Origin of the sequence: Pseudomonas sp. S9 (assembly GCF_000222125.1) — a bacterium.
GTDB classification, from domain to species: domain Bacteria; phylum Pseudomonadota; class Gammaproteobacteria; order Pseudomonadales; family Pseudomonadaceae; genus Aquipseudomonas; species Aquipseudomonas segetis.
The window spans coordinates 447,709-472,240 of sequence record NZ_AFFX01000002.1; the positions used below are offsets into that span (position 1 = coordinate 447,709).

General features: G+C 57.8%; 25 protein-coding genes. 2 read left to right on the forward strand and 23 right to left on the reverse strand.

Annotation, left to right across the window (positions count from 1 at the left end; all coding sequences use genetic code 11):
- Positions 1-12: 12 nt before the first annotated feature.
- From PSES9_RS0105955 to PSES9_RS0105980, 6 genes are all read right to left on the reverse strand, one after another.
- Positions 13-1,050: an NADP-dependent oxidoreductase gene (locus tag PSES9_RS0105955; protein ID WP_010485031.1), complete on the reverse strand. Its 1,038-nt coding sequence runs from the start codon at positions 1,048-1,050 to the stop codon at positions 13-15.
- A gap of 212 nt (positions 1,051-1,262) precedes the next feature.
- Positions 1,263-1,847, reverse strand: a complete 585-nt coding sequence (locus PSES9_RS0105960) for a TetR/AcrR family transcriptional regulator (protein ID WP_010485033.1) — start codon at positions 1,845-1,847, stop codon at positions 1,263-1,265.
- 33 nt (positions 1,848-1,880) lie between these two features.
- Entirely contained in the window at positions 1,881-3,140 is a 1,260-nt protein-coding gene (locus PSES9_RS0105965; protein ID WP_010485035.1) for an amidohydrolase family protein, read from the reverse strand.
- Positions 3,137-5,629: a branched-chain amino acid ABC transporter ATP-binding protein/permease gene (locus PSES9_RS0105970; RefSeq protein ID WP_010485037.1), complete on the reverse strand. Its 2,493-nt coding sequence runs from the start codon at positions 5,627-5,629 to the stop codon at positions 3,137-3,139. Before PSES9_RS0105970 ends, PSES9_RS0105965 begins: the two co-directional genes overlap by 4 nt.
- Complete coding sequence (locus PSES9_RS0105975) at positions 5,626-6,495, reverse strand: branched-chain amino acid ABC transporter permease (protein ID WP_010485039.1); 870 nt, start codon at positions 6,493-6,495, stop codon at positions 5,626-5,628. The genes PSES9_RS0105970 and PSES9_RS0105975 overlap by 4 nt, the downstream gene beginning before the upstream one ends.
- A 49-nt stretch (positions 6,496-6,544) precedes the next feature.
- Positions 6,545-7,741, reverse strand: coding sequence for an ABC transporter substrate-binding protein (locus tag PSES9_RS0105980; protein WP_010485041.1), 1,197 nt, complete (start codon positions 7,739-7,741; stop codon positions 6,545-6,547).
- A gap of 189 nt (positions 7,742-7,930) precedes the next feature.
- On the opposite strand from PSES9_RS0105980, the gene PSES9_RS0105990 reads away from it, so the two are divergent.
- Positions 7,931-8,329, forward strand: a complete 399-nt coding sequence (locus tag PSES9_RS0105990) for a nuclear transport factor 2 family protein (RefSeq protein ID WP_010485043.1) — start codon at positions 7,931-7,933, stop codon at positions 8,327-8,329.
- Between the two features lie 28 nt (positions 8,330-8,357).
- Here PSES9_RS0105990 and PSES9_RS0105995 read toward each other — a convergent pair whose 3' ends face one another.
- The 8 genes from PSES9_RS0105995 to PSES9_RS0106030 form a co-directional block, all read right to left on the reverse strand.
- Positions 8,358-8,639: a DUF427 domain-containing protein gene (locus PSES9_RS0105995; protein ID WP_010485045.1), complete on the reverse strand. Its 282-nt coding sequence runs from the start codon at positions 8,637-8,639 to the stop codon at positions 8,358-8,360.
- A gap of 62 nt (positions 8,640-8,701) precedes the next feature.
- A complete protein-coding gene (gene msrB, locus PSES9_RS0106000; RefSeq protein ID WP_010485047.1) occupies positions 8,702-9,145 on the reverse strand; it encodes a peptide-methionine (R)-S-oxide reductase MsrB in 444 nt (147 codons plus the stop codon).
- A 237-nt stretch (positions 9,146-9,382) separates the two neighbouring features.
- The gene (locus PSES9_RS0106005) at positions 9,383-10,036 is read right to left on the reverse strand and encodes an HAD family hydrolase (protein WP_010485048.1); all 654 of its coding nucleotides are present in this window, start codon (positions 10,034-10,036) and stop codon (positions 9,383-9,385) included.
- Positions 10,036-11,025, reverse strand: a complete 990-nt coding sequence (locus PSES9_RS0106010) for an ABC transporter ATP-binding protein (protein WP_010485051.1) — start codon at positions 11,023-11,025, stop codon at positions 10,036-10,038. Before PSES9_RS0106010 ends, PSES9_RS0106005 begins: the two co-directional genes overlap by 1 nt.
- Positions 11,022-11,819, reverse strand: coding sequence for an ABC transporter permease (locus tag PSES9_RS0106015; protein ID WP_010485052.1), 798 nt, complete (start codon positions 11,817-11,819; stop codon positions 11,022-11,024). Before PSES9_RS0106015 ends, PSES9_RS0106010 begins: the two co-directional genes overlap by 4 nt.
- Complete coding sequence (locus PSES9_RS0106020; RefSeq protein ID WP_010485053.1) at positions 11,806-12,660, reverse strand: ABC transporter permease; 855 nt, start codon at positions 12,658-12,660, stop codon at positions 11,806-11,808. Before PSES9_RS0106020 ends, PSES9_RS0106015 begins: the two co-directional genes overlap by 14 nt.
- A complete protein-coding gene (locus tag PSES9_RS0106025; RefSeq protein ID WP_010485055.1) occupies positions 12,657-13,463 on the reverse strand; it encodes an alkaline phosphatase family protein in 807 nt (268 codons plus the stop codon). The genes PSES9_RS0106020 and PSES9_RS0106025 overlap by 4 nt, the downstream gene beginning before the upstream one ends.
- Positions 13,464-13,554: 91 nt before the next feature.
- Positions 13,555-14,613: an ABC transporter substrate-binding protein gene (locus PSES9_RS0106030; RefSeq protein WP_010485056.1), complete on the reverse strand. Its 1,059-nt coding sequence runs from the start codon at positions 14,611-14,613 to the stop codon at positions 13,555-13,557.
- Positions 14,614-14,938: 325 nt separating this feature from the next.
- On the opposite strand from PSES9_RS0106030, the gene PSES9_RS0106035 reads away from it, so the two are divergent.
- A complete protein-coding gene (locus PSES9_RS0106035; protein WP_010485058.1) occupies positions 14,939-15,655 on the forward strand; it encodes a UTRA domain-containing protein in 717 nt (238 codons plus the stop codon).
- 154 nt (positions 15,656-15,809) lie between these two features.
- Here PSES9_RS0106035 and lpcA read toward each other — a convergent pair whose 3' ends face one another.
- The 9 genes from lpcA to PSES9_RS0106080 form a co-directional block, all read right to left on the reverse strand.
- Entirely contained in the window at positions 15,810-16,397 is a 588-nt protein-coding gene (gene lpcA / locus PSES9_RS0106040; protein ID WP_010485060.1) for a D-sedoheptulose 7-phosphate isomerase, read from the reverse strand.
- A 7-nt stretch (positions 16,398-16,404) separates the two neighbouring features.
- On the reverse strand, positions 16,405-17,694 hold the full coding sequence (locus tag PSES9_RS0106045) for a M18 family aminopeptidase (protein ID WP_010485061.1): 1,290 nt from the start codon (positions 17,692-17,694) through the stop codon (positions 16,405-16,407).
- Positions 17,695-17,758: 64 nt separating this feature from the next.
- Entirely contained in the window at positions 17,759-18,487 is a 729-nt protein-coding gene (locus PSES9_RS0106050; RefSeq protein WP_010485063.1) for a 4'-phosphopantetheinyl transferase family protein, read from the reverse strand.
- Positions 18,488-18,591: 104 nt separating this feature from the next.
- Entirely contained in the window at positions 18,592-19,596 is a 1,005-nt protein-coding gene (locus PSES9_RS23030) for an alpha/beta hydrolase (RefSeq protein WP_010485065.1), read from the reverse strand.
- 87 nt (positions 19,597-19,683) lie between these two features.
- The gene (locus PSES9_RS0106060; protein WP_010485067.1) at positions 19,684-20,526 is read right to left on the reverse strand and encodes an EamA family transporter; all 843 of its coding nucleotides are present in this window, start codon (positions 20,524-20,526) and stop codon (positions 19,684-19,686) included.
- Between the two features lie 112 nt (positions 20,527-20,638).
- Positions 20,639-21,235 carry a cytochrome c3 family protein gene (locus PSES9_RS0106065; RefSeq protein ID WP_010485069.1) on the reverse strand — a complete coding sequence of 199 codons (597 nt, stop codon included), beginning with the start codon at positions 21,233-21,235 and terminating at the stop codon, positions 20,639-20,641.
- Between the two features lie 9 nt (positions 21,236-21,244).
- Entirely contained in the window at positions 21,245-21,733 is a 489-nt protein-coding gene (locus tag PSES9_RS0106070; RefSeq protein ID WP_010485070.1) for a nitrate reductase cytochrome c-type subunit, read from the reverse strand.
- 11 nt (positions 21,734-21,744) lie between these two features.
- Positions 21,745-24,249: a nitrate reductase catalytic subunit NapA gene (napA, locus tag PSES9_RS0106075; protein ID WP_010485072.1), complete on the reverse strand. Its 2,505-nt coding sequence runs from the start codon at positions 24,247-24,249 to the stop codon at positions 21,745-21,747.
- Positions 24,246-24,506: a chaperone NapD gene (locus PSES9_RS0106080; RefSeq protein ID WP_010485074.1), complete on the reverse strand. Its 261-nt coding sequence runs from the start codon at positions 24,504-24,506 to the stop codon at positions 24,246-24,248. The genes napA and PSES9_RS0106080 overlap by 4 nt, the downstream gene beginning before the upstream one ends.
- Between the last annotated feature and the right edge of the window lie 26 nt (positions 24,507-24,532).

Genomic DNA, 24,532 nt, shown 5'->3' on the forward strand with positions numbered 1-24,532 from the left:
CCTCCTGGATCATCAGTCTTCGGCGCCGACCTGCACCACCAGCTTGCCGAAATTCTTGCCTACAAGCAGGCCGATAAAGGCTTCGGGCGCATTCTCCAGGCCCTGGACGACCTGTTCGCGGTATTTGATCTTGCCTTCGGCGAGCCATTGGCTCATGTCACGGGCAAATTCGTCATAGCGGTGTGCGTAGTCATCGAAAATGATGAAACCCTGAATCTTCAAGCGCTTGGTCAGAATGGTGCGGGTCAGCAGTGTCATGCGGTCCGGCCCATCTGGCAGGGCGGTCATGTTGTACTGGGCAATCAGTCCGCAAACCGGGACCCGGGCCCGAGTATTGAGCAGCGGCAAGACCGCATCGAAGACCTTGCCTCCGACGTTTTCGTAATACACATCAATGCCATTGGGGCAGGCCTTGGCCAACTGTTCGGCGAAGTCGCTGGCGTGGTGATCAAGGCAGATATCAAAACCCAGGGTTTCGACCGCATGCCGACACTTCTGCTCGCCACCGGCGATGCCGACGACATGGCATTGCTTGATTTTGCCGATTTGGCCCACTGTTGCACCGACAGGGCCGGTGGCCGCGGCGACCACCAGGGTTTCCCCGGCCTTGGGTTGGCCAATGTCGAGCAGGCCCATGTAGGCGGTGAACCCGGGCATGCCCATGATGCCCAAGGCATATGAGGGGTTTTGCGGTTTGCTGCCCAGGTTGGTCAGGCCTGTGCCGTCGGACAACGAATAATCTTGCCAGCCGCTATAGGACAATACCCAGTCACCAGGCTTGAAATCCGGATTGTTTGAGTTCATGACCCGGCAAACGGTGCCGCCAACCATCAGGCCGTCGACTTCGACAGGCTCTGCGTAGGAGGCGGCATCGCTCATGCGTCCACGCATATAGGGGTCGAGTGACAGGTATACGGTGCGCAATAACAGCTGATTCGGCCCTGGCGTGGGCAGCGGCTTTTCTTCGATCCGGAAGTTTTCCACGCGCGGTGCGCCATGTGGGCGGGAGGCCAGGACAACTTGTCGGTTGATGCTCGTTGATTGCTGCATATCTGCATGACTCCTTGTTGGGTTGGCACTATCAAAGGGGCGTCCAGCATTAGGTGCCTTTTACGGCCAATCGTTTCAATTATTGCAGCGCTGGATTGATCTTGCCCTGACTGTCACTGGATTTATTAGACCGGTCGTCTAGTAAAAGTTCAAGCCTTCAAAACACGCAGCCGATACTTGATTGACAGCAGTTGGAGGATGGCGGGGCAGCCTCAGGCCGCGAGCACCTGCTGCGATACACGCATGGCGTGCTGCATGGGGGCGTTGGTGCGGTGCAGCTTGCTTAACAGGCTGGCGCCGAGCCACAACTGGTAGAGCATTACCGCGTTGGCCCTGGCGTCGATACCAGGCAGCGAGCCCTCGGCATTGGCTGCGTCAATGCAATCGGCCAGTCGAGCAATGATTTGATCAGTGCCGTCGCGTAGGGTAATGCGCATGCTTTCGGACAGGTCTGCCACTTCTGCGCTCAATTTCACCACCAGGCATTTGCCCTCGCATCCTGGGCTGCTGTAGCCGTCGAGCCAGTGCTGCCAGTAGCCGAGCAAGCGTTCCCGGGCAGTGACAGCCTGTTCGGAAAAACGCTGGTCGAGTTCGGCGAGGTAGTGCTTGAAATAGTCTTCGAGCAGGGCTTGGCCGAATTGCTCTTTGGATTTGAAGTAATGATAGAAGGAACCCTTGGGAACCCCGGCGGTTTGCAGGATTTCGCTCAGACCTACGCCCGAAAAGCCCTTGCTGGACATGATCTGGTGACCGGTGTCGAGTAGGTGCTGGCGGGTGTCGTCGTATTTGGGCTTCATGTCCATAGCTTAATGGAAACATCGACCCATGAGCTAGCGGCTGTCGCTATTGATGACTGCAGGTTCTAGGCCGGGACGCAGCAATTGCGCCTGATCACGCTGGAAGGTCTGCCGGCCCGCCTTGAACCCCATCAGCGCGGGGCTTATTTCGGCAACCACCGCCGCGCTGCTTGCGGCAGCAAAGACAATAAAGTCAGCCCGGCAGTTTGGTTCAAGCCCATAGTTTTGCAAATGCAGAAGCTTGGCTGATTCGCTGGATATCCAACTCATGCAGTTCAGCAGTTCTGCTTCGGTGGCGAGCTGGCTGACATTGGCGAACAGGTTTGCCTGACGCACCAGGGAGGCATCGCCATAAGGGGTGAATGGATTGCCGATGTTGTTGGTCGAGAGCGAGCAGGTCACCCCGCAGGCATGCAAGTGGGCCAGAGGCGCCAAGCCCCTGGGCTTGTTATGGAAATGCTCGCGGGCAGTCAGGAACAAGTCGGTACTGGGTAGGCAGGTCACCTGCACGCCGGCTTCGCCGAGCGCCATCGCCAAGCTGGTCAACTGCGCTTTGGGGAGTGCCGAGAGCTTGGTCACATGACCGATGGCAACACGGTTTTGCCAGCCATGATCAAGGGTGCAGCGGATCACTTCGTCAACCGTCAAACCTTCAGGGTTGAGGTCAAAGTCGAGATGAAAATCGATATCGCAATCGTATTCGCGGGCTAATTCAAACACGCGCTGGATATGCGCCAAGGGTTGATCGTCCATGTAGGGGCAGCCACCGATGACAGTTGCACCCTGCTCAAGCGCCTGGCGCATAAGCGCCTCGGTCCCTGGATTATTCAGCAGTCCTTCCTGGGGAAAGACGCACAGCTGCAAGGAAATAGCCCAGGCGTAGTCGGCCTGCAAGCGCTTGATGGCGTTGAACCCGGTCAAGCCGATTTGCGGATCAATTTCAATGTGCGTGCGCATATGGCTGGTGCCTTGGACTATGGCTTTTTCCAGCACGCTTGCGCCACGTTGGTAGACGTCTTCTTCGGTAAAGCCGGCTTTTGCCGCACGGGTCTGGCTGATCGCTTCGCTCAAGGTGCCGTGTAGCAGTTGGCAACGCGACATGATGCAGGCCTTGTCCAGGTGAATATGGCTTTCGACCAGGCCCGGCACTATCAGTTTTCCCTTCAGGTCCAGCACCTCATGCTGGCGGCCGGGGGAGGGCGCGGCAACAAAAAATCCATCTTCGATATAGAGTTCGACGTTCTGTGCCGGTCGGTCGGTGCGACGCCCGTTGATGATGGTCAGGCCGTTCATGCTGCGGCTCCTTCACCGAGGTAGGCGGCTTCAAGCTCAGGATCACCTCGCAATTGCTCGGCACTGCCAGTTTTAACGATTTGTCCGGTTTCAAGCACGTAGGCGCGGTCGGCGACTTGCAGGGCCAGATTGGCCATCTGGTCGACCAGCAGTATGGTCACGCCTTCATCGCGTAGCGCGGCGAGCGTGTTGTAGAGCTCGCCAATCATGGCTGGCGACAGCCCAAGCGAAGGTTCGTCGAGCAACAGTATCTTCGGTTTGGCCATCAGGCCGCGCCCAATGGCAACCATCTGTTGCTCACCGCCCGAGAGCAGGCCTGCCGGGCTGTCTATACGGTCGCGCAGGCGCGGAAAACGCTTGAGGATTGCCTCAACCTCTGCCGCGGCGTCATAGCTATCGCGACGTGAATAGCCACCCAGCAACAGGTTGTCGCGCACGCTCAGCAGTGCAAAGACCTGGCGTCCTTCAGGCACCAGCGCCAGCCCCTGGGCGGCAATGCTGTTGGGCGGTGCATGGTGGATGCTTTCGTTATCCAGCAGGATACTGCCGGACGTTGCCGGGTGCAGGCCCGCCAGGCATTGCAGAATGCTTGATTTGCCCGCACCGTTGGCGCCGAGAATCGCCACCAACTCACCCGGATTGACCAGCAGGTTGACCTTGTCCACAACAGGCGAGGCGCCGTAGTCAATCACCAGGTCCTTGACGAACAGGCGAGCATCTCGCGAGCCATTCCATGGGCACTCGCGCGGAGTCGCTTGATAGCTGGTGCCGCCCAGGTAGGCCGCAATCACACGTTCGTTACCGCGCACTTCCTCGGGCGTACCCCAGGCAATAGGCTTGCCGGCATCAAGCACCAGCAATCGCTCGGATACAGCCATGACCAAGGTCATGTCGTGCTCCACCAGGATTACGGCAATGCCGAAGCCGGCGAGTTGCTTGAACAGAACGGCCAGCTTGTCAGTATCGCTGCGGCTCAGACCTGCTGCCGGCTCGTCCAGCAACAGCACCGCCGGGCCCGTGGCGAGGGCGCGGGCGATCTCGACCAGGCGTCGGTCGACATGGGGTAGATCTTCGGTCGGGGTATTTACCGAACCGGCATAGCCAACCAGGCCCAGCAGCTGCATGGCCAGTTCGCGCTGCTGCCCATTCGCCCGGCTGAACGGATGCTGCAGCCGGCCTTTCTGCAGGGCGACCAATATGTTCTCAAGCACCGACAACTCAGCAAACAATTGGGTGGTCTGGTAGGTGCGGGCGATACCGGCCCGGGCCACTTTCCAGGCCGGCTTGCCCGCAAGCGGCTGGTCCAGGTCGATGCAACCACTGTCGGGTGCATAAAAGCCGCTGATCATGTTCAGTACTGTGGTCTTGCCCGCGCCGTTGGGGCCAATGATGCTGGTGATACTGCCCGGGCGTGCTGAAAAGCTCACATCCTGGGCGGCTTGAACGCCGCCAAAGCGAATACCGATATCCTTGACCTGCAAGCCTTCGCTTGCCTCGGGCTGGGCGAAGAACTCTGCCAGTAACTGGTTATTGAGCGTGCCTTGCACAAGCACCTGGTTTGGGCGCATGCACAGATTGGCGAGGGTGCCCAGGACACCGCGTGGCGCGACCCAGAGCACAGCAAGCAAGAGCGCAGAAAAGATCAGCAGGCGATACTCGGCAAAGTCCGAGAGCAGCTCGGGCAGAAGAACAATCAGCAAGGCGCCCAGCAAGGGGCCAAACAATGTCCCGCTGCCGCCGACAATCACGGCCAGCACAAACAGGATCGATTGTGAGAAGGGAAAGGAGGCCGGGTTGATGAACATCATCAAGGGCGCAACCAGGGCGCCTGCAAGCCCAGCCAGTGCCGCCGACAGGGCAAAGGCGAGTGTCTTGCTGTGCATCGGGTTAAAGCCCAGCGATCTGGCAGCGATCTCGGTGGATTTGACCGCGCGCATCGCCAGGCCCCAGCCGCTATTGCGCAAACACTGATAAAACACCAGGGAGGCAATCATCAGCGCACTGGACAGCAAGGCCAGCGATATTGTCGGGTCCAGGTCGCCAAACTCCGGCAGTGGAATACCCATCAAGCCATTGGCGCCACCGGTTACTGAGCGCCACTCGATCAGGCTGTGATGCACCACCAATGCAAAAGCAATGGTAATCATCGCCAGATATGGACCGCTCACCCGCAAGGCGGGAATTGCCAACAGCCCGCCAATGGCGGCGCAGGCTAAACCAGCAGCCAGCATGGCCATGCCGAGGGGGATCTGCGCCATGGTGAGCAAGGCGCAGATGTAGGCGCCAATTGCATAAAAAGCGATGTGTCCGAACGAAATTTGTCCACTCAAGCCGATCAGGATATTCAGGCCGACGCCGACCACGACGGTCAGGGCGCAGAATGTGAAAACCAGCAGCGAGTAGCTGTCGAGTGTCAGTGCCAGGACAGTGCTGGCAAGGGCGAGCAAGGCGATGCTGGCGGGGGCGATCAGTGTTTTGTTCAGGCTCATACTTTCACCAGTGTCTTGTTGCCAAACAGGCCGTTGGGACGCAATGCCAGGGCCACTATGACCAGGGCAAAGGTAAATATCTGGGTAAATGCCGAACCGAAATACACTGTGATCAAGGCTTCGGCCAGGCCGAAAATCAGCCCGGCAGCAAAGACTCCGCTGGCGCTGGAAATACCGCCCAGGATGGCCACGGCAAAGGCCTTTAGCCCGAACAAGGTGCCCATTTCGGCGCTGACATTGAACAAGGGGGCGATCAGTAAGCCGGCCAGTGCGGCAAAGACACTCGACACGGCAAAGGCGATGGCCACCACCCGGTTGACTCTTATACCCATGAGCATGGCGGCACGCGGGTTCTGCACACAGGCCTCCAAGACCTTGCCCAGGCGGGTGTAGCGGCGCACCAAAAACAGTGCCAGCGCAATGCTTGCACCTGCAATCGGAATCAGGATCTGCAATGCGCCGATACTGTTGCCAAACAACTCGATACTTTGATTGGCCAATTCCAAGGTGAACTGGCGGGGTTCTTTGCCGAAGCTGAACATTGCCAGGTTATCCACCAGAATACCGCCGGCCACTGTCGCCATCAGCCAGGCTTCCGAGCCTCGCGAGTGGAAAGGCCTGACCAGGAAGCGTTCAATCGCAAGGCCGTAGATTGCGCACAGCGTCAAGGTCGCGAGCACTGCCAGCCACAGCGGCCAGCCCCAGGTGATGTAGAAGCTGTAGCCGAAGACGGCGCCGACCATCATGGCACTGCCTTGGGCAAAGTTGACCGTGCGTGAAACCACGTAGGTAATGTGAAACCCCAAGGCCAGCAAGGCGTACATGCTGCCCAGGCCTATGCCGGTAATGATGGCGGCGGTGATCATCTGAGTATCCTTTTGGCGACCCTGGACCCAGGGCCGCTCACAGCTGCGTTTAAGGGGCTATCGGGACGATCTGGTCGTTTACGAAATGGGTGAACACATAATCATTCGGGCCCAGGGCATCGTGTTTGGTGGGGGTGAATGGTTGCTTGTAATCCTTGATCAGGCCGTTGTATTCATTGATCGCATAAAAGCCATCGCGCACCTCTGTACCTTTGGTGCTGCCTGCTTTCTCAATGGCAAGCGAGGCCAGGAACATGGCGTCGTAGGCGTTGGCAATACCAACAGCTGGAGTGACATCGGCCAGGGTCTTGATTTCGGGGTAGCGTTTTTTCAAGGCCGCCAGCACCGAGTCGCCCTTGGCGCTGTTGTTGTCGGTAAATACATAGGTCTGGATGAAGTGGACCTTGCTTGCATTTGGCCCTGCCAACTCGCCGAAACGTCCCCCCGCCGGACCCCAGTGCGAAACAATGGGTACATCCCAGCCCATGCGATCCAGAGACTTGACCACCTGCGCCGATGGCCCCACGTTGCCGACCATCAACAGGCTGTCGGCGCCGGCATTCTTCAAGCGGGTCAGCTGTGGCACAACGTCAAGGTCGCTGCCTTCTATGCGTTCAATGCCTGCCGCTTGCATGCCGCGTTTATCCAGTGCGTGCTTGAAGCCGATTTCATTCGACTCGCCCCATGGATTGTTAATCAGGATCATGCCGGGTTTTTGCATGCCTTTTTTAGTGACGCCGTATTCAACCAAGGCTTCGTCGACCAGTTCATCAACGGCTGACACGCGAAACACATAGTTATCCTTGGCGCCGTTTTCAGTGATTTTGGTTCCGGCCGCCCAGATGCCCATGAAGGGCGCCTTGAGCTGGTTGGCCAGGGGCACTATGGCCAGTGAAACCGGGGTGTCCAGGCCGCCGAACAGCACGGCAACCTGCTCGCGCTGAATCAATTCGCGTGCCGCCAGCATGCCCTTGGCCGGATTGCTTTCATCGTCGCGGCGGATCAACTCGACCGGGCGACCGAGAATCCCGCCTGCGGCGTTGATTTCGTCAATGGCCACAGTCAAGCCGCGGGTCAGGGCTTCACCTGACTTTGCCGATTGCCCGGAAAGCGCTGCAACCAGACCCACCTTGATGGGCTCTGCGGCATGGGCACTGTTGAGTGTCATCAAGCCCAAAGTTGCACCGGCCACTGCGCGAGGCAGTAGCTTGGCGAGGGGAGAGAGTATTTTTTGCAAGTTTTGCATGTAGTTTCTCCAGATTGCTAGCATTTGTATGAAGTTTGCTAGCAAACTGGGTGCCACATATGAAACCCCAGTATTTACGGGGCTTGTGGCGAAAATGCTTGAGCTTTGCGCACAGCATTTGGGCGGCTTGCACCAGAGCAATGCGCCAATCTAATCATTCCAATGTTTATGGATTCGGAGTTAGCGACCATGCAGCACGACAACCCGGCAGTACAAATTGTCAGTGACTTTCTAGACGCATCGATGGCACCCGACCCCGTCAAGGCGGCGACCTATATGTCAGCCGATGTCCGCATCACCTTCACCGGCGGGCGGCTGATGCCAAGCGCAAAGGAGATCACGGCCTTCAATGCCGCACGCTACAACTGGGTGAAAAAGGCGCTGGGTCAGTTTGACTGGACAGATCGTGGCGACCATACGGTGGTGTACTCCAACGGTACCCTTTATGGCGAATGGCCCGATGGGCGCAGTTTCAGTGGCAATCGCTATCTGGATCGCTTTGAAGTGCGTGATGGCAAGATCACCCGGATGGATGTCTGGAATGACAGCGCCGAGTGGATACTGGCACCAGAAGTGGCGAAGGCCTGATCATTGGCTGGTCGTGAGCCAATACCGTCTAATCGCTTACGACCACGCCCTTCCAAAATGCCACATAGCCACGGATATTGGCTGCTGCTTTCTTGGGGTGGGGGTAATACCACGCGGCATCGGGATTACGCTTACCCTCGACCTCCAGGCTGTAGTAGTGCGCCTGGCCTTTCCATGGACAATGGCTGGTGTAGTCGCTGGGCTTGAAGTACTCGCTGACGATGGCGTCAGCGGGGAAATAGTGATTGCCTTCGACGACCACGGTTGCGTCTGACTGGGCGATTACGCGGTCGTTCCAGATTGCTTTCATCTGCCGGTCCTGATCGAATGCCAATGCGTGGCGCACAATCGCGCCACGCTATCCAAATTGTCCTAATCGAGCTTTTTCAGGGCGACCGCGTTCATGCAGAAGCGCAAGCCAGTGGGCTCCGGGCCATCCGGGAATACGTGGCCCAAATGCGCGCCACATACATTGCAGCTGTTCTCGATACGGGACATGCCGTGGCTTGAGTCGTTGTGATAGGCAATCACGTTGTCCTTGATCGGCTGGGTGAATGACGGCCAGCCGCTATGGGACTCATATTTTTTGTTCCCATCGAACAAGGGTGTGCCGCAACACACACAACCGTATATACCCGGTTCAAACAGGCTGCACATTGGCGAGCTGTGGGGCCGTTCAGTACCGGCTTGGCGAGTGACCCGGTATTGTTCGGCATCGAGTTGGGCGCGCCACTCTTCTTCGGTCTTGATGACTTTGCGATCAGGCGCTGGGTTGCCGTGGGTGGCTCGAGAAATAACATCGTTCCAGTTATGCATCTAAGGCTCCTAGCTAAATATCGATTGTGCAGCCGTCTGAGGCAGTGCAGGTAGCCGCTCTTTGTACCACTGTTTGGGGCTCACTTCTGGTATGCCGAATACGGGAACACGAGCCCCAGCGGCGGGCCGTCGAGCGATTGCCTAGCTAGAGACGTGCAAACCGGCCCGGTGTTACAAGGCCTGGCTTGCCTGATGCTGGATGAAAAGCCGTCATCCAGCCAATCCGGGCCAGGAGCCTCAGCGCCAGTTGAGGATTGGCCAGCCGACCTGTTCGGCATGCGCGCGCAGTTGTGGGTCCGGGTTTACCACCCGCGGGTTATCGACTTGCTTGAGCAAGGGCAGGTCGTTGCGTGAGTCGGAATAGAAATAGGCGCCATCAAGGGGTTCGTTGTTATCAGCCAGCCATTGATGCAGGCGTGCGACCTTGCCTTCGCGATAGGTCAATATGCCTTGGGTCTGGCCGCTGTAGCAGCCGTGCTGAATTTCCAGGTCTATGGCCAGTACGTCCTCGATGCCCAGCCGCTGGGCAATGGCACTGACCAGGAAGTGCGCAGAGGCGGAGATAATCAATACGCGGTCGCCGGCCTTGCGGTGAGTGGCCAGGCAGCGTGTTGCATCGCTGTGCAAAACCGGTTCTATCACATCCTCGACAAAGGGCTCGACGACAAAGGCAACCTCTTCCGGGGTGCGGCCCACAAGTGGTGCGAGGCTGAACGCCATGTAGTCTTCCATGGCCAGTTGGCCCTGGGCATAGAGGTTCATCAGCTCATGATCGCGCGCAATAAAACTCTCGGCATCGACCCAGCCAATCTTGGCCATTTCGGCGCTCCACAAGCTGGCACAGTCGCCGTCGATCAAGGTGTCATCAAGGTCAAAGATTGCCAGGGTCATCACGCCACCTCGCGTATAGCTTGGCTATCAATGCTCAGGACGATGCGCTGGCCTTTATCGTGCAGGTCGCTTTCGTTGCGGTTGAGCACATCGACCAGCAACTCGACGCCACGCGCCTCTACCCGGTAGCGAATAACGTTACCGAGCAGGCTGTGGCTGCGAATAAGGCCCTCAATTTCGCCATCGGCCGTGATTGCGATGGCTTCCGGGCGAATGGCCACGCCTGTACTGATAGGGCGGTCGAGCAAACGGCTGGCCGTCTCTGCATCCAGCAGGTTGTAGTTGCCCATAAAACCTGCAGCGAAGGCATCGACAGGCTCGGTATACAGGGTTTCAGCTTTGCCGCTCTGGACGATCCTGCCCGCATTCATCAGGAAGATGCGGTCACTCATGACCAGCGCTTCTTCCTGGTCGTGGGTAACGAAAATAGTCGTCAGGCCAAGCTCTTGTTGAATCTCACGGATTTGTTCGCGCAAGTGCTTGCGAATGCGCGCGTCGAGCGCCGACAGGGGTTCATCCAGCAATAACAGGCGCGGACGGGTCACCAGCGAACGTGCCAGCGCCACACGCTGGCACTGGCCTCCAGACAATTGGTGCGGGTAACGATTGGCGAAATCGCTGAGCTCGACCATCTGCAGGGCTTCCTTGACCCGCGCCTGGCTTTGCGCTTTATCCGCCTTTTGCATGCGCAGGCCAAAGGCAACGTTTTGCTCGACGCTCATGTTGGGAAACAGGGCATAACTCTGGAATACCATGCCAATGCCGCGCTTTTGCGGGGTCACGGGGACCAGGTCTTCGCCGTCGAGCAGGATTTGCCCGCCATTGACCGTGGTCAGGCCTGCAATGCAGCGCAGCAAGGTCGATTTGCCGCAACCCGACGGGCCAAGCAGCGTAATGAATTCGCCTTGGCCGATCTCGCAATTGATGTCGCTGAAAATCTGCGTGCTGCCGTAGCTTTTGTTCAGGCCCTTGATGCTCAGATAACTCATGACTTGTCCTTGTTCAGGCGGTTGGCTGCCCAGGTGAAAATCAACACAAAGAAGAAATAGGAAATCACCAGCGCACTGTTGAAGTGGCCGCTGCTGTTGCGCATGTTGTTGAGGTAGACCTGCAGGGTTTCGTAGCGCGTACCGACCAGCATATTGGCAAATACAAACTCGCCAAACAGGAACGAGAACGACAGAAACAGCGACACCATCAGGCCTTTGCGCAGGTTTGGCAGCACCACCAGGAAGGCTGCCTTCAAGGTGCTGGCGCCTAGCAGGTGGGCGGCGTCCATCAGGTCCGGCAGGTTGATGGCATGGAGGTTATTGGTGATCGCGCGATACATGAAGGGCAGGGCGATGGTGAAGTAGCAGCCAATCAGGATCCAGGGTGTGCCGACCAATTGCACAGGCCCTGATCCATAGACTTGCAGCAGGCCAACCGAGGACACCACCGGTGGCATTGCGAAAGGCAGCAGAATGAGGATGTTCATCAGCCCATCGAGCCTGGGGAAGTGATAGTGGACCACAAACAGCAGAGGCAGGATCAGTATCGAAGCCAGGAACAACGCGGAAAAGCAGATCAGCAGCGACTGGCCAAAGGCCTTGAGAAAGCGCGGCTCGCCCCACAGCTCGAAGTACCATTTGAAGGTCAAGCCATCGGGCAGAATGGTTGCCGACCAACTGGTCGACAACGAATACAGCAAGGTGCCGGCCAGGGGCAACAGCAAGATCAGGAACAGCAGCCAAACCACCACGCGGTGATAGAGAATGCTGGCAGTCGTATCAGCGCGCGACATGGTAGCTCCTCTTCAGCAGCACTTGATGGACGATGGTGATCAGCGCCATGAGGCCGAGCAGCACCATCGACAAGGCACTGGCCAGGTTCGGATTGAGCGAGATATCGCCCGAAACCAGGCCGGCGATACGAATAGGCATGATGTTGAAGTTACCCGTGGTCAGGTAATACACCGTGGCATAGGCCCCGAGTGCATTCGCCAGCAGTATCACGAAGGTGCCAAGCAGCGCCGGAGTCAGTACCGGCAGGCCGATATGGCGCCAGAAGTCCCAGGTGTTGGCACCGAGCAGGGCCGCCGACTCGCGCCAGTCCTCGCGCAGGGCATCGAACGCCGGATACAGCAGCATTACTCCAAGCGGAATCTGGAAGTAGGTGTAGAGCACGATCAGCCCTGTCTTGGAGTACAGGTTGAAGTCGTCAATCCAGCCAATCTGCTTGAGCAGCAAGGTGATCGCGCCATTGAATCCAAGCAGGATGATAAAGGCGAACGCCAAGGGCACTCCGGCAAAGTTGCTGGTCATGTTGGAGAACGCCATGACAAAGTCGCGCAACTTTGAATCAACCTGATGCAGTGAGTAACTACCGATGATGGCGATGATGATGCCGAACAGGCTGGACCAAAAACCAACCTGCAAACTGTGCTTGATGGCTTGCAGGTAGAACTTGGAGGAGAATATTTTCTCGAAGTTGGCCAGGCTCCAACTGCCATCAACGTTGACGCTGTTCAGCGTAATCCAGATCAGCGGTGCGATCTGGAAGGCGAAGAAAAACAGCGCGAAGGGGACAAGCCACAGGGCCGCCAGCCACTTGCTCCGTGATTGGCGTGGTTCGGTTGCACTCACTTGAGCAGTTCCTTGCACATTGGTTTGTCGTGGGCCACGCCCAACAATTGGCATATGGTTCCGCACAGCTCGGTTTGCCTGGGCGCGGCCTGTGGGTCCAGGCTGAATGCATCGCCCAGCACAAATAAGGGAACTTCACGTTCTTCGGCAAGCAAGCCATTGTGCGAGCGGTCGTTGTTCATGCCGTGATCAGCCGTCACCAGGATCTGGTAGCCTTCATCCAGCCAGCGCTGCAGGTACTCGGCAAGAAACAAGTCGGCACGTCTGGCGCTGTTGCGATACTGCGCGGAATCGAGCCCATGCTTGTGCCCGGCATCATCAATATTCATGGGATGGACCAGCAGGAAGTTGGGCTTGTGTGCTGCGCGCAAATGCTCGGCATCATCGAAGACGTGTGAGTCCGGGTAGTGATCGACGTAGTAGAAGTGGCCGTGTTGAATCGCCAGCGTGGCGTCATTGGTGTGGCGGTCGCGTGCGGCTACAAACGGCGCACGGTTATACAGCTCGCTCATCCAGTGATAGGCAGCGGCAGCGGTGCTCAGGCCCGCATCACGGGCGTAATGAAAAATGCTGCGCTGGTTGCTCAGGCGCACTACATCGTTATGCACTATGCCGCTGTCGATGGGGGTAACTCCGGTCATGATGCATTCGTAGAGCGGACGCGACAGCGATGGCAGCTCGCATTCAAGCTTATACAACCTGGCGCGACCGGCACCGCAATAGGCCTGTAGATGGCCCATGGCATGCTGGGCGACCTCATGGTTCAGGCCATCCAAAATCACCAGGATGACATTGTCTTTCATAGGCGACTCACAGCAGATTCAGGGTTGTTGCAAATTGATATAGGGAGACAACCCAGGTTGCCTCCCTATGGTTCAAGCTAGCCGTGATGGCTTATTCCATATTGATGATGACGTTTTCCTGCCACAGTTGCGGCAATGCCTTGGAGGTTGCTTCCCAGGCGGCTGCATCCTTGATCGGCTTGACCTTGGCATACTGCTCGTTGGGCAGCAGCTTGGCCTGAACCTCGGCTGGGAGCGTCAGGTGCTCCGCACGAATCGGCCGCGCATTACCCTTGGCCAGGTTGATCTGGCCTGCGTCGCTGAGAATGTACTCACGGGCCAGCTTGGCTGCATTGGGGTGCTTGGCGTATTTGTTGATGATGGTGGTGTAGCCCGAAATTACCGAACCGTCGGACGGGATCAGTACTTCAAAGCGGCTAGGATCGATCTGGTCGCGGTAGCTCAGGCCATTGAAATCCCAGACCACACCGACTTCGACTTCACCTTTTTCCAGGGTTTGGATAGTCGGGTTCGACAGCGACAAACGCCCTTGTTCGGCAATTGCTCCGAAGAAGTCCAGGCCCGGTTGAATGTTCTTCTCGTCACCGCCATTGGCGATCGCGGCGGCCAGAACGCCGTTTACCGCCTGTGCAGCAGCGCTGACGTCACCGATGGCAACCTTGTAGCTGCCTTTTTTCAGGTCGGCCCAGCTCTTGGGTACATCTTTGACCAGCTGTTTGTTGACGATAAATGCGATGGAACCGGTGTAGGCGAGCATCCAGTGGCCGTCTTTATCCTTGGCCCAGTCTGGAATCTGCTCCCAGGTCGTTGGTTTGTAGGCTTGGGTGACACCCTGTTGCACGGCAATGGGACCAAATGCAGCACCAACGTCGCCGATGTCGGCCGTGGCGTTATCTTTTTCGGCGGCAAACTTGGCGATTTCCTGCGCCGAGCTCATATCGGTATCGAGGTGCTTGAGGCCGTAGTTCTTGTTCAGGTCCTCCCAGGTATCTTTCCAGTTGGCCCAACTGTCAGGCATGCCGACGCTATTGACTTGTCCTTCGGCGCGAGCGGCCTGCTCGAGTGCTTTGACATCTGTATCCGCAGCCATTGCCTGTGTTGCCATGGCGATGGCCGAGCCCATCAAAGTAGCTAGCAGCAGTTGTTTCATTTGAAACTCCCTTGCAGATTAAGTGTTGGTCTAGATCAGCAATACCCGAGCCAATTTAGGCGCAATAAATGACAGTTTTATGTCGTGCGCTACCGCTAATTGTTTATACGCTCTGGCGGCGTACTGCTCTTCAAGCGTAGACCATAGATAAGTCGCTGTTTTAATGGGGCATATCTAACAATCTGCTGGCAGGAAATCTGCTTGGAGTCTGGCTGTCATCTAGCGGTCATCTAGACTGCCTAGGCTTGCAGCAATCGTTGTGCAACCGAAATGCCGTATTTCATGCCCCTCAATAGGGCTGGACTAGTCCAGGAGGATCAAATTGATGCCTGAGGTCACCCCGCGAGCGGTCACTACTATTTGCCGGGCGCTGCAAGAGCAGATAGAGCACGGCTTGCTCGTCTCCGGTAACAAGTTGCCCGCCGAGCGTAAGCTGAGTGAGTTGTTTGCTACCACGCGCATCACCTTGCGCGAGGCGCTGGGGCAGCTGGAGGCTCAAGGGCTGGTGTACCGGGAGGAACGCCGTGGCTGGTTTGTCTCCCCCGCGCGCGTAGCCTACAACCCGTTAGTGCGCAGCCATTTTCATGCAATGGTCGCCGAACAGGGACGCGAGCCCGCGACTGAGGTGCTCAGCGCCCGGTTGATTCCGGCGAATGCGGAAATCTGCCAGATACTCGACCTGCCAGCCTTGACCAGTGTGTTTCAGATACGCCGTGCGCGGCGTATAGACGGACGCCTGGTGCTCTACGTCGAGCATTACTTGAACCCGCTGTATTTCCCGGCGATTCTCGAGTTTGACCTGACACGCTCGCTCACCGAACTCTATGCCAGGCAATACCAGATTCGTTACGGGCGGGTGCGGTTCGACATGATGCCCACGGCGCTGCATGCCGAGGCCGCGAGTAGCTTGAAAGTGGCGGTGGGCAGCCCGGCGTTGCGTATCACCCGGGTCAATCGCGATCAACATGGTCGGCTGATCGACTGTGACCTCGAATACTGGCGTCATGACGCCATTCACGTCAGCGTCGAGGTGCCGGATTGATTGTGCCAGGTCTGGTGGGCAAGCCTCGCGTTGTCACACCCTAATGGCTGTTTTGCAGGGTGGGTGGCGCTTTAACCACCCACCATTTTCGCAGCGGATATTGAGTTGATTTGTCGAGTTCTGGCGGACAGGCTGCGCCTTTTCACGCCCTGCATCATGCGTAGTTTTCAGGGTTGAGCTTACGCTCGATCAGCTCGATCAGGATATGCACGACCTTGATATGCAGCTCTTGGATACGGTCGGCGTAATTGCCGCCCGGAGCGCAAATGCAGATATCCGCCAGCTCTTCGAGCTTGGAACCGGGCTTGCCAGTCAGGCCTATGACCTTGACCCCAAGCTGTTTCGCCGCCGCCACCGCGTTAAGCACGTTGGGGCTTTTGCCGCTGGTGCTGAATGCAAGCAATACATCGCCTTCACGGCCGTGCGATTCGATATAGCGCGAGAAGATGTACTCGTAGCCAAAGTCGTTGGCCACACAGCTGATATGGCTGGCGTCGCTGATTGAAACGGCTGCGATACCGGGCCTGTTGCCACGATATCGTCCTGTCAGCTCTTCGGCGAAGTGCATGGCATCGCACATCGAGCCGCCGTTGCCGCACGAGAAGGCCTTGCCCTTTTGCTCGAAGCTCTCGACCAGCATTTGCGCTGCACTTTCAATCTTTTGCAGGGTCTGCTCGTTATTGATGAAGTCGTCCAGCGCGCGTTGCGCCTCCAGCAGGCTGTTGCGAATGTGCTCGATCATAGGGGCCTCAAGGCAGCTCCGGGCTGCTGTAGAACGCACTCAGGACCTTGACCAGGTGAGCCAGGTCATGGCTGCCGGCAAGTTCGCGGATTGAGTGCATGGCAAAGGTTGGCAAGCCGATATCGACGGTACGGACACCCAGTTGGCTTGCGGTGATCGGCCCTATGGTCGAGCCGCAGGCCATGTCACTGCGTACCACGAAGCTTTGCACCGGCACTTCGTTTTCCAGGCACAGGTGCCGGAAGAAGCCCGCTGTTTCGCTGTTGGTGGCATAGCGCTGGTTGCTGTTGATCTTGATTACCGGGCCGGCGTTGAGCTTAGGGCCATGATTTTCGTCATGTTTGTCCGCGTAGTTGGGGTGAATGCCGTGGGCATTGTCAGCCGATACCAGCAGCGAGCGCTGGATCGTGCGCACGAAGTCCTGGTCCTGGGGGATGACACGGCGCAAGACCTGTTCGAGCATCGGGCCGTCGGCACCACAGGCTGAGCTGGAGCCGATTTCTTCGTGGTCGGTGCAGACCAGGACGCAGGTTTCGGCATCGCCGGCGCTGAGCAGTGCTTGCAGCCCCGCGTAGCACGACAGCAGGTTGTCCAGGCGTGCACCGGCGATGAAATCACTGTTGAGGCCTATGACCGCCGCTGGTTGGGTGTCGTAGAAACTCAGTTCGTAATCCAGTACCGCATCGGCATTCAAACTGTGCTCAAGGGCCAGTTGGTTAGCCAGCAGGGCGCGGAAATCAACTGGCTCGGTACCTGCGACCTGCGCCAGGATGGGCGGCATCTCGGTTTGCTTGTTGATCGCCCAGCCGCTGTTGGCCTCGCGGTTCAGGTGGATGGCCAGGTTGGGGATGACGGCAATCGGCAGTTCGAAGTTGATCAGTTGGCTTTCCACCTTGCCATCGCGGCGGAAGGTCACGCGGCCAGCCAGGGACAGGTCGCGGTCAAACCAGGGCGCAAGCAGTGCGCCGCCATAAATCTCCACGCCAAGCTGGAAAAAACCATGGCGTTGCAGTTCTGGGTTCGGTTTCACACGCAGGCATGGGCTGTCGGTATGGGCGCCGACCAGGCGAATACCGGCTTCGGTCAGTGGTCGCTTGCCCACTTTGAACGCAATGATGGCGGAATCGTTGCGAGTGACATAGTACTGACCACCGGCTTCGGTGTGCCAGGTATCGCGCTCGTCCAAGCGCTGAAAGCCCGCTGCTTCTAAGCGAAGCGCAAGGTTGGAAGTGGCATGGAAGGGCGTTGGCGATGCTTTTAGAAAGTCGATCAAGCCTTGATTCAGTTCGTCGCGCATAGGTACTCCTGGCAGCAATTGCCTGAGTTTATCGGATTTGTGCGCGGGAAGGGATTAACTGATGCTAGCGGGTTGATAGACGCGGGACATAAACCAGGCTAATAAGCTGGTTTTCGAACATGCAGAATTGTCCGCTGATTTCACTGCCGGCCGGCCACTGTTGGTTCAAGTCGACCAGCAGGCGCAGCCGGGCCCTGCCTTGTGTTCCCTTGTCGCATTCGAGCAACTCGGCATCTTCAAAGTAAAACCGAGTCAGAACCAGTGGATACAGCGCCTTGAACAGGCTTTCTTTGAGCGAGAAGCTCAGGCTGACCCACCAGGCTTGTTCCTCTGCGCTGGTTTTGGCTATTCGGTGCATTTCGCGCGGGGTCAGAATTTCACTGGCCAGGCGTGCTGCACGCTGCGTTTCCAGAGGCTGCTCTATGTCCAGGCCAAGGCCACGCCAGTGATTACGCTCGGCCACTATCGCAGCAGCCAGGCCATTGCCGTGCGAGATTGAGCCGCAGACATTCAGCGGCCAGACAGGAGCGCGATCCTCGCCAACGGCTGGCACCCCCGCGACACCAGTGACCTGGCGCAGGGCTTCACGAGCGCAAAGCCGTCCGGCGAGGTATTCGGTCTGGCGCTTTGCGACACCCCGTACCGGAGCGATTGCACAGCGTTCAAAGGCCGATGGCTCAAACAAGCCGGGGTCGAAACGCGTGCTGATCAGCTGGGTGCCTGCCATTGGCAGGGGCAGGGGCCAGCACTGGGTTAACGGCGTGCAGCAACTCGGTAGGTAGTCTTCATTCATCTATGCATTGTGCCCTGAGTGCAACGCCCGATCTAGACGGGCTGCAGCAAATGGTGCGAATACAGATCCAGGGTTGGGTGGCGGGGCGTGGCAGAAGTTGCCGGTTAGGTGCCAGCAGGGCGGATCAGGTTGAAGCTGCGCTCGGTCAGGCTTGGGCTGCGGGTCGGCAGGATGCTGCGATCCAGGTCGCCCTTGAGGGTTTCGAACAAGTCGAGGGTAAAGACCCGATTGCCAAAGAACCATGAATGGCTTTGGTTGCCATGAAAACCGCTCGGTTGATCGGCTGCCTGCAGGGCGGCGCTTTGCAGCAGTGCCTGGTGGTAAAGCGAGCAATCAACATTGGCGCTGCTACGCGGTGCAAGCGCTGGCAGGCCAATGCGTCCGGCGCGTGGGGCGACCCCTGCACGTTTGACATTACTGAGCTTGAGTACGCTGTCGCCAAGGCTGAAATAGTTGGTCAGGCGCATGCTGTGACGGTAGAGCGAGTCGGTGGTGGCGTTGCCTTCATTGAGCGATTGCGCTGAAATATCTGCGCCAATGAAACACAGCTGGCTGATCATCCAGCTGTTGTTGTCGAGGCGCGCATCATCTGCGTCATCAAAGGCTTCACGCACCACATAGGCACCCATGGAATGCGCCAGGATGTGGGTGTTGATTGCACAATCCGGGGTTTGCCTGGTCGCCAGCAGCGAGATCAGGTCGGTGACCAGTTGCATTGCGCTTTGCTTGGCGTCGTGGCGGTCTTCAAGGTAACCGGCTGCCTTGTTGTCGCATGGCCAATCAAAGGAAACCACCACGCCTTTCCAGCCAACGGCGTGCAGGTCGGACTTGAGCTGGCGGTGGCGCGCCATAAGCTCGGCGGGACTGTTGTTGTAGCCGTGGACGAAGATCAGGATGTCACCACGGTTTGCGCCCGTGCGCTCATCCACGCCCCAGACTGCTTCAGCCAGCATTTGCTGGAGCCAGGCATTGATCCAGGTGACGCCGGTGCGCCCTTGCTCGGGTGCAGGCAGTTGCTCAGCATCGACGATCAGGAATCGGGAAGGGCCGGGCTCGGCAATAAAGGCTCCTTGCCTGATGCGGCGTGCGCTGACGACGAAATCGCTCATCCTGAGTCCTCCTGGATTGTGCCCATGGCATTCAAGGGCACAGGTTCAGATTAGGAGCTCTGCAGTGCTGCGTCCAGCCGCATGGCATCAAGTCAGCTTGAGGGTCACAACGCCGAGCAGGATCACCACGCAAGACAGGATTCTGAGTGCTGGCAATGTTTCCTTGAGAACCAGGCGGCCAATCAACAGGGCAAACAATACGCTGCTTTCGCGCAATGCGGAGACCACGGCAACTGGCGCCATCGTCATGGCCCAGATGACGATGCTGTAGGCCATCAGTGACATCACGCCGCCGCTCAAGCCGCCTTTCCAGTGCTGGCCCAGCTTGCCTAGAACTGTGGTGCCGCGCATCGCTACCAGGATCACCAGAGTCACCAGGCCATTGGTTGCAAACAGCCACATGGCGTAGGACAGTGCATCGCCATTGACCCGTGCGCCCACTGCGTCTGTAAGGGTGTAGGCTGCAATAAAACTGGCGGTAGTCAGTGCGGTCAGGAGCAGTGGGGTATTGAACGGGCTGTCTTTCTGGGTACGTAATGCCATCAGCCAGATGCCGGTGACCAGAATAAGCAGCCCGCTGATTTGTCCCCAGCTCAAGGTTTCATGAAGCAGGGCGACGCCGATCAAGGCCACAATCAACGGTGAGCTACCCCGCGACAAGGGGTAGACCTGGCTCAGGTCGCCGTATTTATAGGCATGGGCGAGAAAGCCGTTGTAGCCGATATGCAGCAGCGCCGAGAGCATGATCCATGGCCAGGCGGCTGTTTCGGGCAGGGGCAGCAATGGCAGTGAACAGGTTGCGGCAACCCCGGCGCCGATCTGAATCAGGCACACACTCAGGTAACGATCCAGACCAATCTTGATCAGGGCATTCCAGCCCGCATGCAGCATGGCTGCGGCCAATACAGCGAAGAAAATGCTGCTGTCCAAGCGCGTTTATCCTTATCACAACCCGTTGCGTCAGACGCGCGCAGTACCTTCAATCCTCATGTGAAGACCGGCATACACGCAACGCTGGAGTGTACGCCTGTCGTTTGCCAATTTACCAACCCGGCACTCCGCTCATGCTGGGCAATTGGTGGGCAATACCCTTGTGGCAGTCAATGCAGGTGGCTTCTCCGCTGGCCAGGGAGGTGGAGTGCATCTTGGCAGCGCGTTTGCTTTGCTTGGTGAAATCCATGAAGTCGAAGTTGTGGCAGTTGCGGCACTCCAGTGAGTCATTGGCCTTGAGCCGTTTCCATTCATGCTCGGCAAGCTCGCGGCGGTGGGCAAGAAACTTATCCCGGGTGTTGATGGTGCCGAAGATCTTGCCCCACACCTCTTTGGATGCCTGCATCTTGCGGGCGATCTTATCGGTCCACTTGTGTGGCACGTGACAATCAGGGCAGGTGGCGCGCACGCCTGAGCGGTTGCTGTAGTGAATGGTGTCCTTGAGCTCTGCAAATACGTTGTCGCGCATCTCGTGGCACGAAGTGCAAAACTGCTCGGTGTTGGTCACCTCTAGCGCGGTGTTGAAACCACCCCAGAAAATGATTCCCGCAATAAAGCCGCCAAGGGTTAGAAAACCCAGGCTGAAATGCAGGCTGGGGCGGCGCAGTGTGCACCAGTAACCCTTGAGCCAGGCGAACAAAGATTTCATGACGCCTCCTCAGGGATTCCTGTTAGGGGTTGAGGTTTCTTGCTCAAGTACTGTGTCTATGTCCTTGAAGCTGTTGCCTATCAGAGGCGGGGTGTCTTTCTGTGGGACATGGCATTGGTTGCAGAAGTAGCGCCGAGGCGATACGGCTGCCAGCGCCTGGCCGTCCCGATCCATGTAGTGGGTGATGCTGATCATCGGTGCCTGGGTTATGGCACTGTTGGCACGGCTGTGACATGACAGGCACTTGTTGCTGTTTTTATCCAGGTGATAGCCGCGAATACTGTGCGGGATCGTTGGCGGTTGCTCGGGGTAGTTACGTTCGCGCTTGATGTCCTTGTTTTCAGTGCTGCTGAGCTTGGGTGCGGCAAGGTCCTGGCTCAAGGTGCCTCCCGGCCGGCGACCATCTGGCGCGGGGGCGTCGAGTGGATAATTGATGTCGCTGGCGACGGCAATGCCAAAGACGGCAAGTAATAAAAGTGGCAGTAGGCGATAGCTCATGGCTGCATTCCTCAGGCCAAATTGACCAATTCGATCTTCACCGCACATTTCTTGTAGTCGGTTTGCTTGGAGATCGGGTCGGTGGCGTCCAGCGTGACTTTATTGATCAGTTTGCGAGCATCGAAGAAGGGCACGAACACAAGGCCCCGTGGTGGTTTGTTGCGTCCGCGGGTTTCGATACGAGCGCGGGTTTCGCCGCGTCGGCTGATGACCTTCACTTCGCTGCCGCGTCGGGCCTTCATGGCTTTTGCATCATCTGGATGCATGTAAACCACTGCGTCCGGGACAGCCTTGTGCAACTCGGGCACGCGCTGGGTCATGCTGCCGGTGTGCCAGTGCTCAAGCACGCGACCGGTGCACAACCAGAAGGGGTATTCGTCATCCGGTGACTCCGCTGGTGGCTCGTAGGGCAGGGCGAAGATAATCGCCTTTTTATCGGCGTTACCGTAGAACTGCACCTCGCTGCCTTTTTCCACATAGGGGTCCGACCCCTCGCGATAGCGCCAGCGGGTTTCCTGGCCGTCGACGACGGGCCAGCGCAGGCCACGTGCGTTGTGGTAGTCATCAAAGGCAGCAAGGTCATGGCCGTGGCCGCGGCCAAAGGAGGCGTACTCCTCGAACAGGCCTTTTTGTACATAGAAGCCAAATGCCTTGGCCTCGTCGTTGAGATAACCTTCAGCCAGTTGCTCGCTCGGGAACTGGTCGACATGACCATTTTTGTAGAGCACCTCGAACAGCGACTTGCCTTTTAGCTCTGGTTTCTTGGCCAACAGGTCCTCGGGCCAGACATCTTCTGTCTTGAAGCGCTTGGAAAACTCCATCAGTTGCCACAGGTCCGATTTTGCATCACCCGGTGGGCTGACGAGCTGATGCCAGAACTGGGTGCGGCGTTCGGCGTTGCCGTATGCGCCTTCTTTTTCGACCCACATGGCGGTCGGTAAGATCAGGTCGGCAGCTTGAGCCGACACGGTTGGGTAGGGGTCCGATACGATTACAAAGGCATCTGGATTGCGCCAGCCCGGCAGGACTTCCTGCATGATGTTGGGACCGGCCTGCATATTGTTGCTGGCCATGGTCCAGTACACCTTGAGTACCGAGTCTTTGAGCATGCGACTCTGCTGCACCGCATGAAAGCCCGGCTTTTCCTGGATTGTCCCGGCGGGCAGCTTCCAGATTCTCTCGGCAGTCTCGCGGTGTTTGGGATTGGTGACGACCAGGTCAGCTGGCAAGCGGTGCGAGAAGGTCCCGACTTCACGCGCGGTGCCGCAGGCCGAGGGTTGGCCGGTAAGGGAAAAGGGGCTGTTGCCCGGCTCGCTGATTTTGCCGGTCAGCAAGTGAATGTTGTACACCATGTTATTGGCCCAGACGCCACGGGTGTGCTGGTTGAAACCCATGGTCCAGAAGGACACGACCTTGCGTTTCGGATCGGCGTAGAGTTCGGCCAACTGCTGCAGCCGTTCGGCTGGGACGCCACTTTCCTTGGCCGCGCGTTCGAGGGTGTATGGCTTGACGAATTCGGCGTACTGCTCGAATGACATGTCTTCCCAGGTGTTGGCCTTGCCGGCGTTCTTGGCCTGCATTTCCAGCGGGTTGTCCGGGCGCAAGCCGTAACCTATGTCATCGGTGCCCTTGGCAAAGCGCGTGTGCTTGCTGACGAAATCCTTGTTCACGGCGCCGGATTCGATGATGTGGTTGGCGATGTAGTTGAGGATCAGCAAGTCGGTCTGGGGCGTGAATACCATGGGTATATCAGCCAGCTCGAAGCTGCGGTGTTCATAGGTTGAAAGCACGGCCACTTTTACATGGGGAAAGCTTAAGCGCCGGTCAGTCAGGCGGCTCCACAGGATGGGGTGCATCTCCGCCATGTTCGAGCCCCAGAGCACAAAGGCATCAGTGGCTTCAATGTCGTCATAGCAGCCCATGGGTTCATCCATGCCGAAGGTGCGCATGAAGCCCATGACCGCCGAAGCCATGCAGTGGCGCGCGTTGGGGTCGATATTGTTGCTGCGAAAACCGGCCTTCATCAATTTGTTGGCGGCGTAGCCTTCCCAGACCGTCCATTGCCCGGACCCGAACATGCCCAGTGCTGTGGGACCGTCGGACTTTAGGGCCTGCTTGACCTTGGTTTCCATGATGTCGAAGGCCTGTTCCCAGCTGATTGGCTGGAACTCGCCTTGCTTGTCGTACTGGCCATCCTTCATGCGCAGCATCGGCTGGGTCAGGCGGTCGGTGCCGTACATGATCTTCGACAAGAAGTAGCCTTTGACGCAGTTAAGACCGCGATTGACCTCGGCTTTGACGTCACCGTGGGTGGCCACGACCTGGTTGTCGCGCGTTGCCACCATCACACTGCAACCGGTACCGCAAAAGCGACAGGGCGCCTTGTTCCAGTTCAGGGTGGTCATGTCCGATTCAGTAATCAGGTTCGAGGCTGTCGTAATGATGGGCAGGCCTGCCGCGGCTGCAGCTATTGCTGCGGCCTGTGCTTTGGCAAACTGACGACGTGTCAGATTCATGGTGTTTCTCCTTCGCTGGCGAGGAGTTCGTGATAAACCAGGGCGGCATTCAATACGCCGGGAATGTTGCTGATTTGGTCGATGCGCTGGAGTATTTGCTGCTCATCGCTGGCTTCTACCACCACAACAAGCTTGCCCTGAGGGCTCTCCTGATGCAGTTCAAGGTCGGGTAGCAAGCGTAGGTTGGCTTTGACCGCGGCAAATAATTCGGGGCGTGCGTGTACCAGCAAACTGGCGATATGCAGGGCTTCATCCATGTCACGTTGCTCCAGGCTGAGCGTGT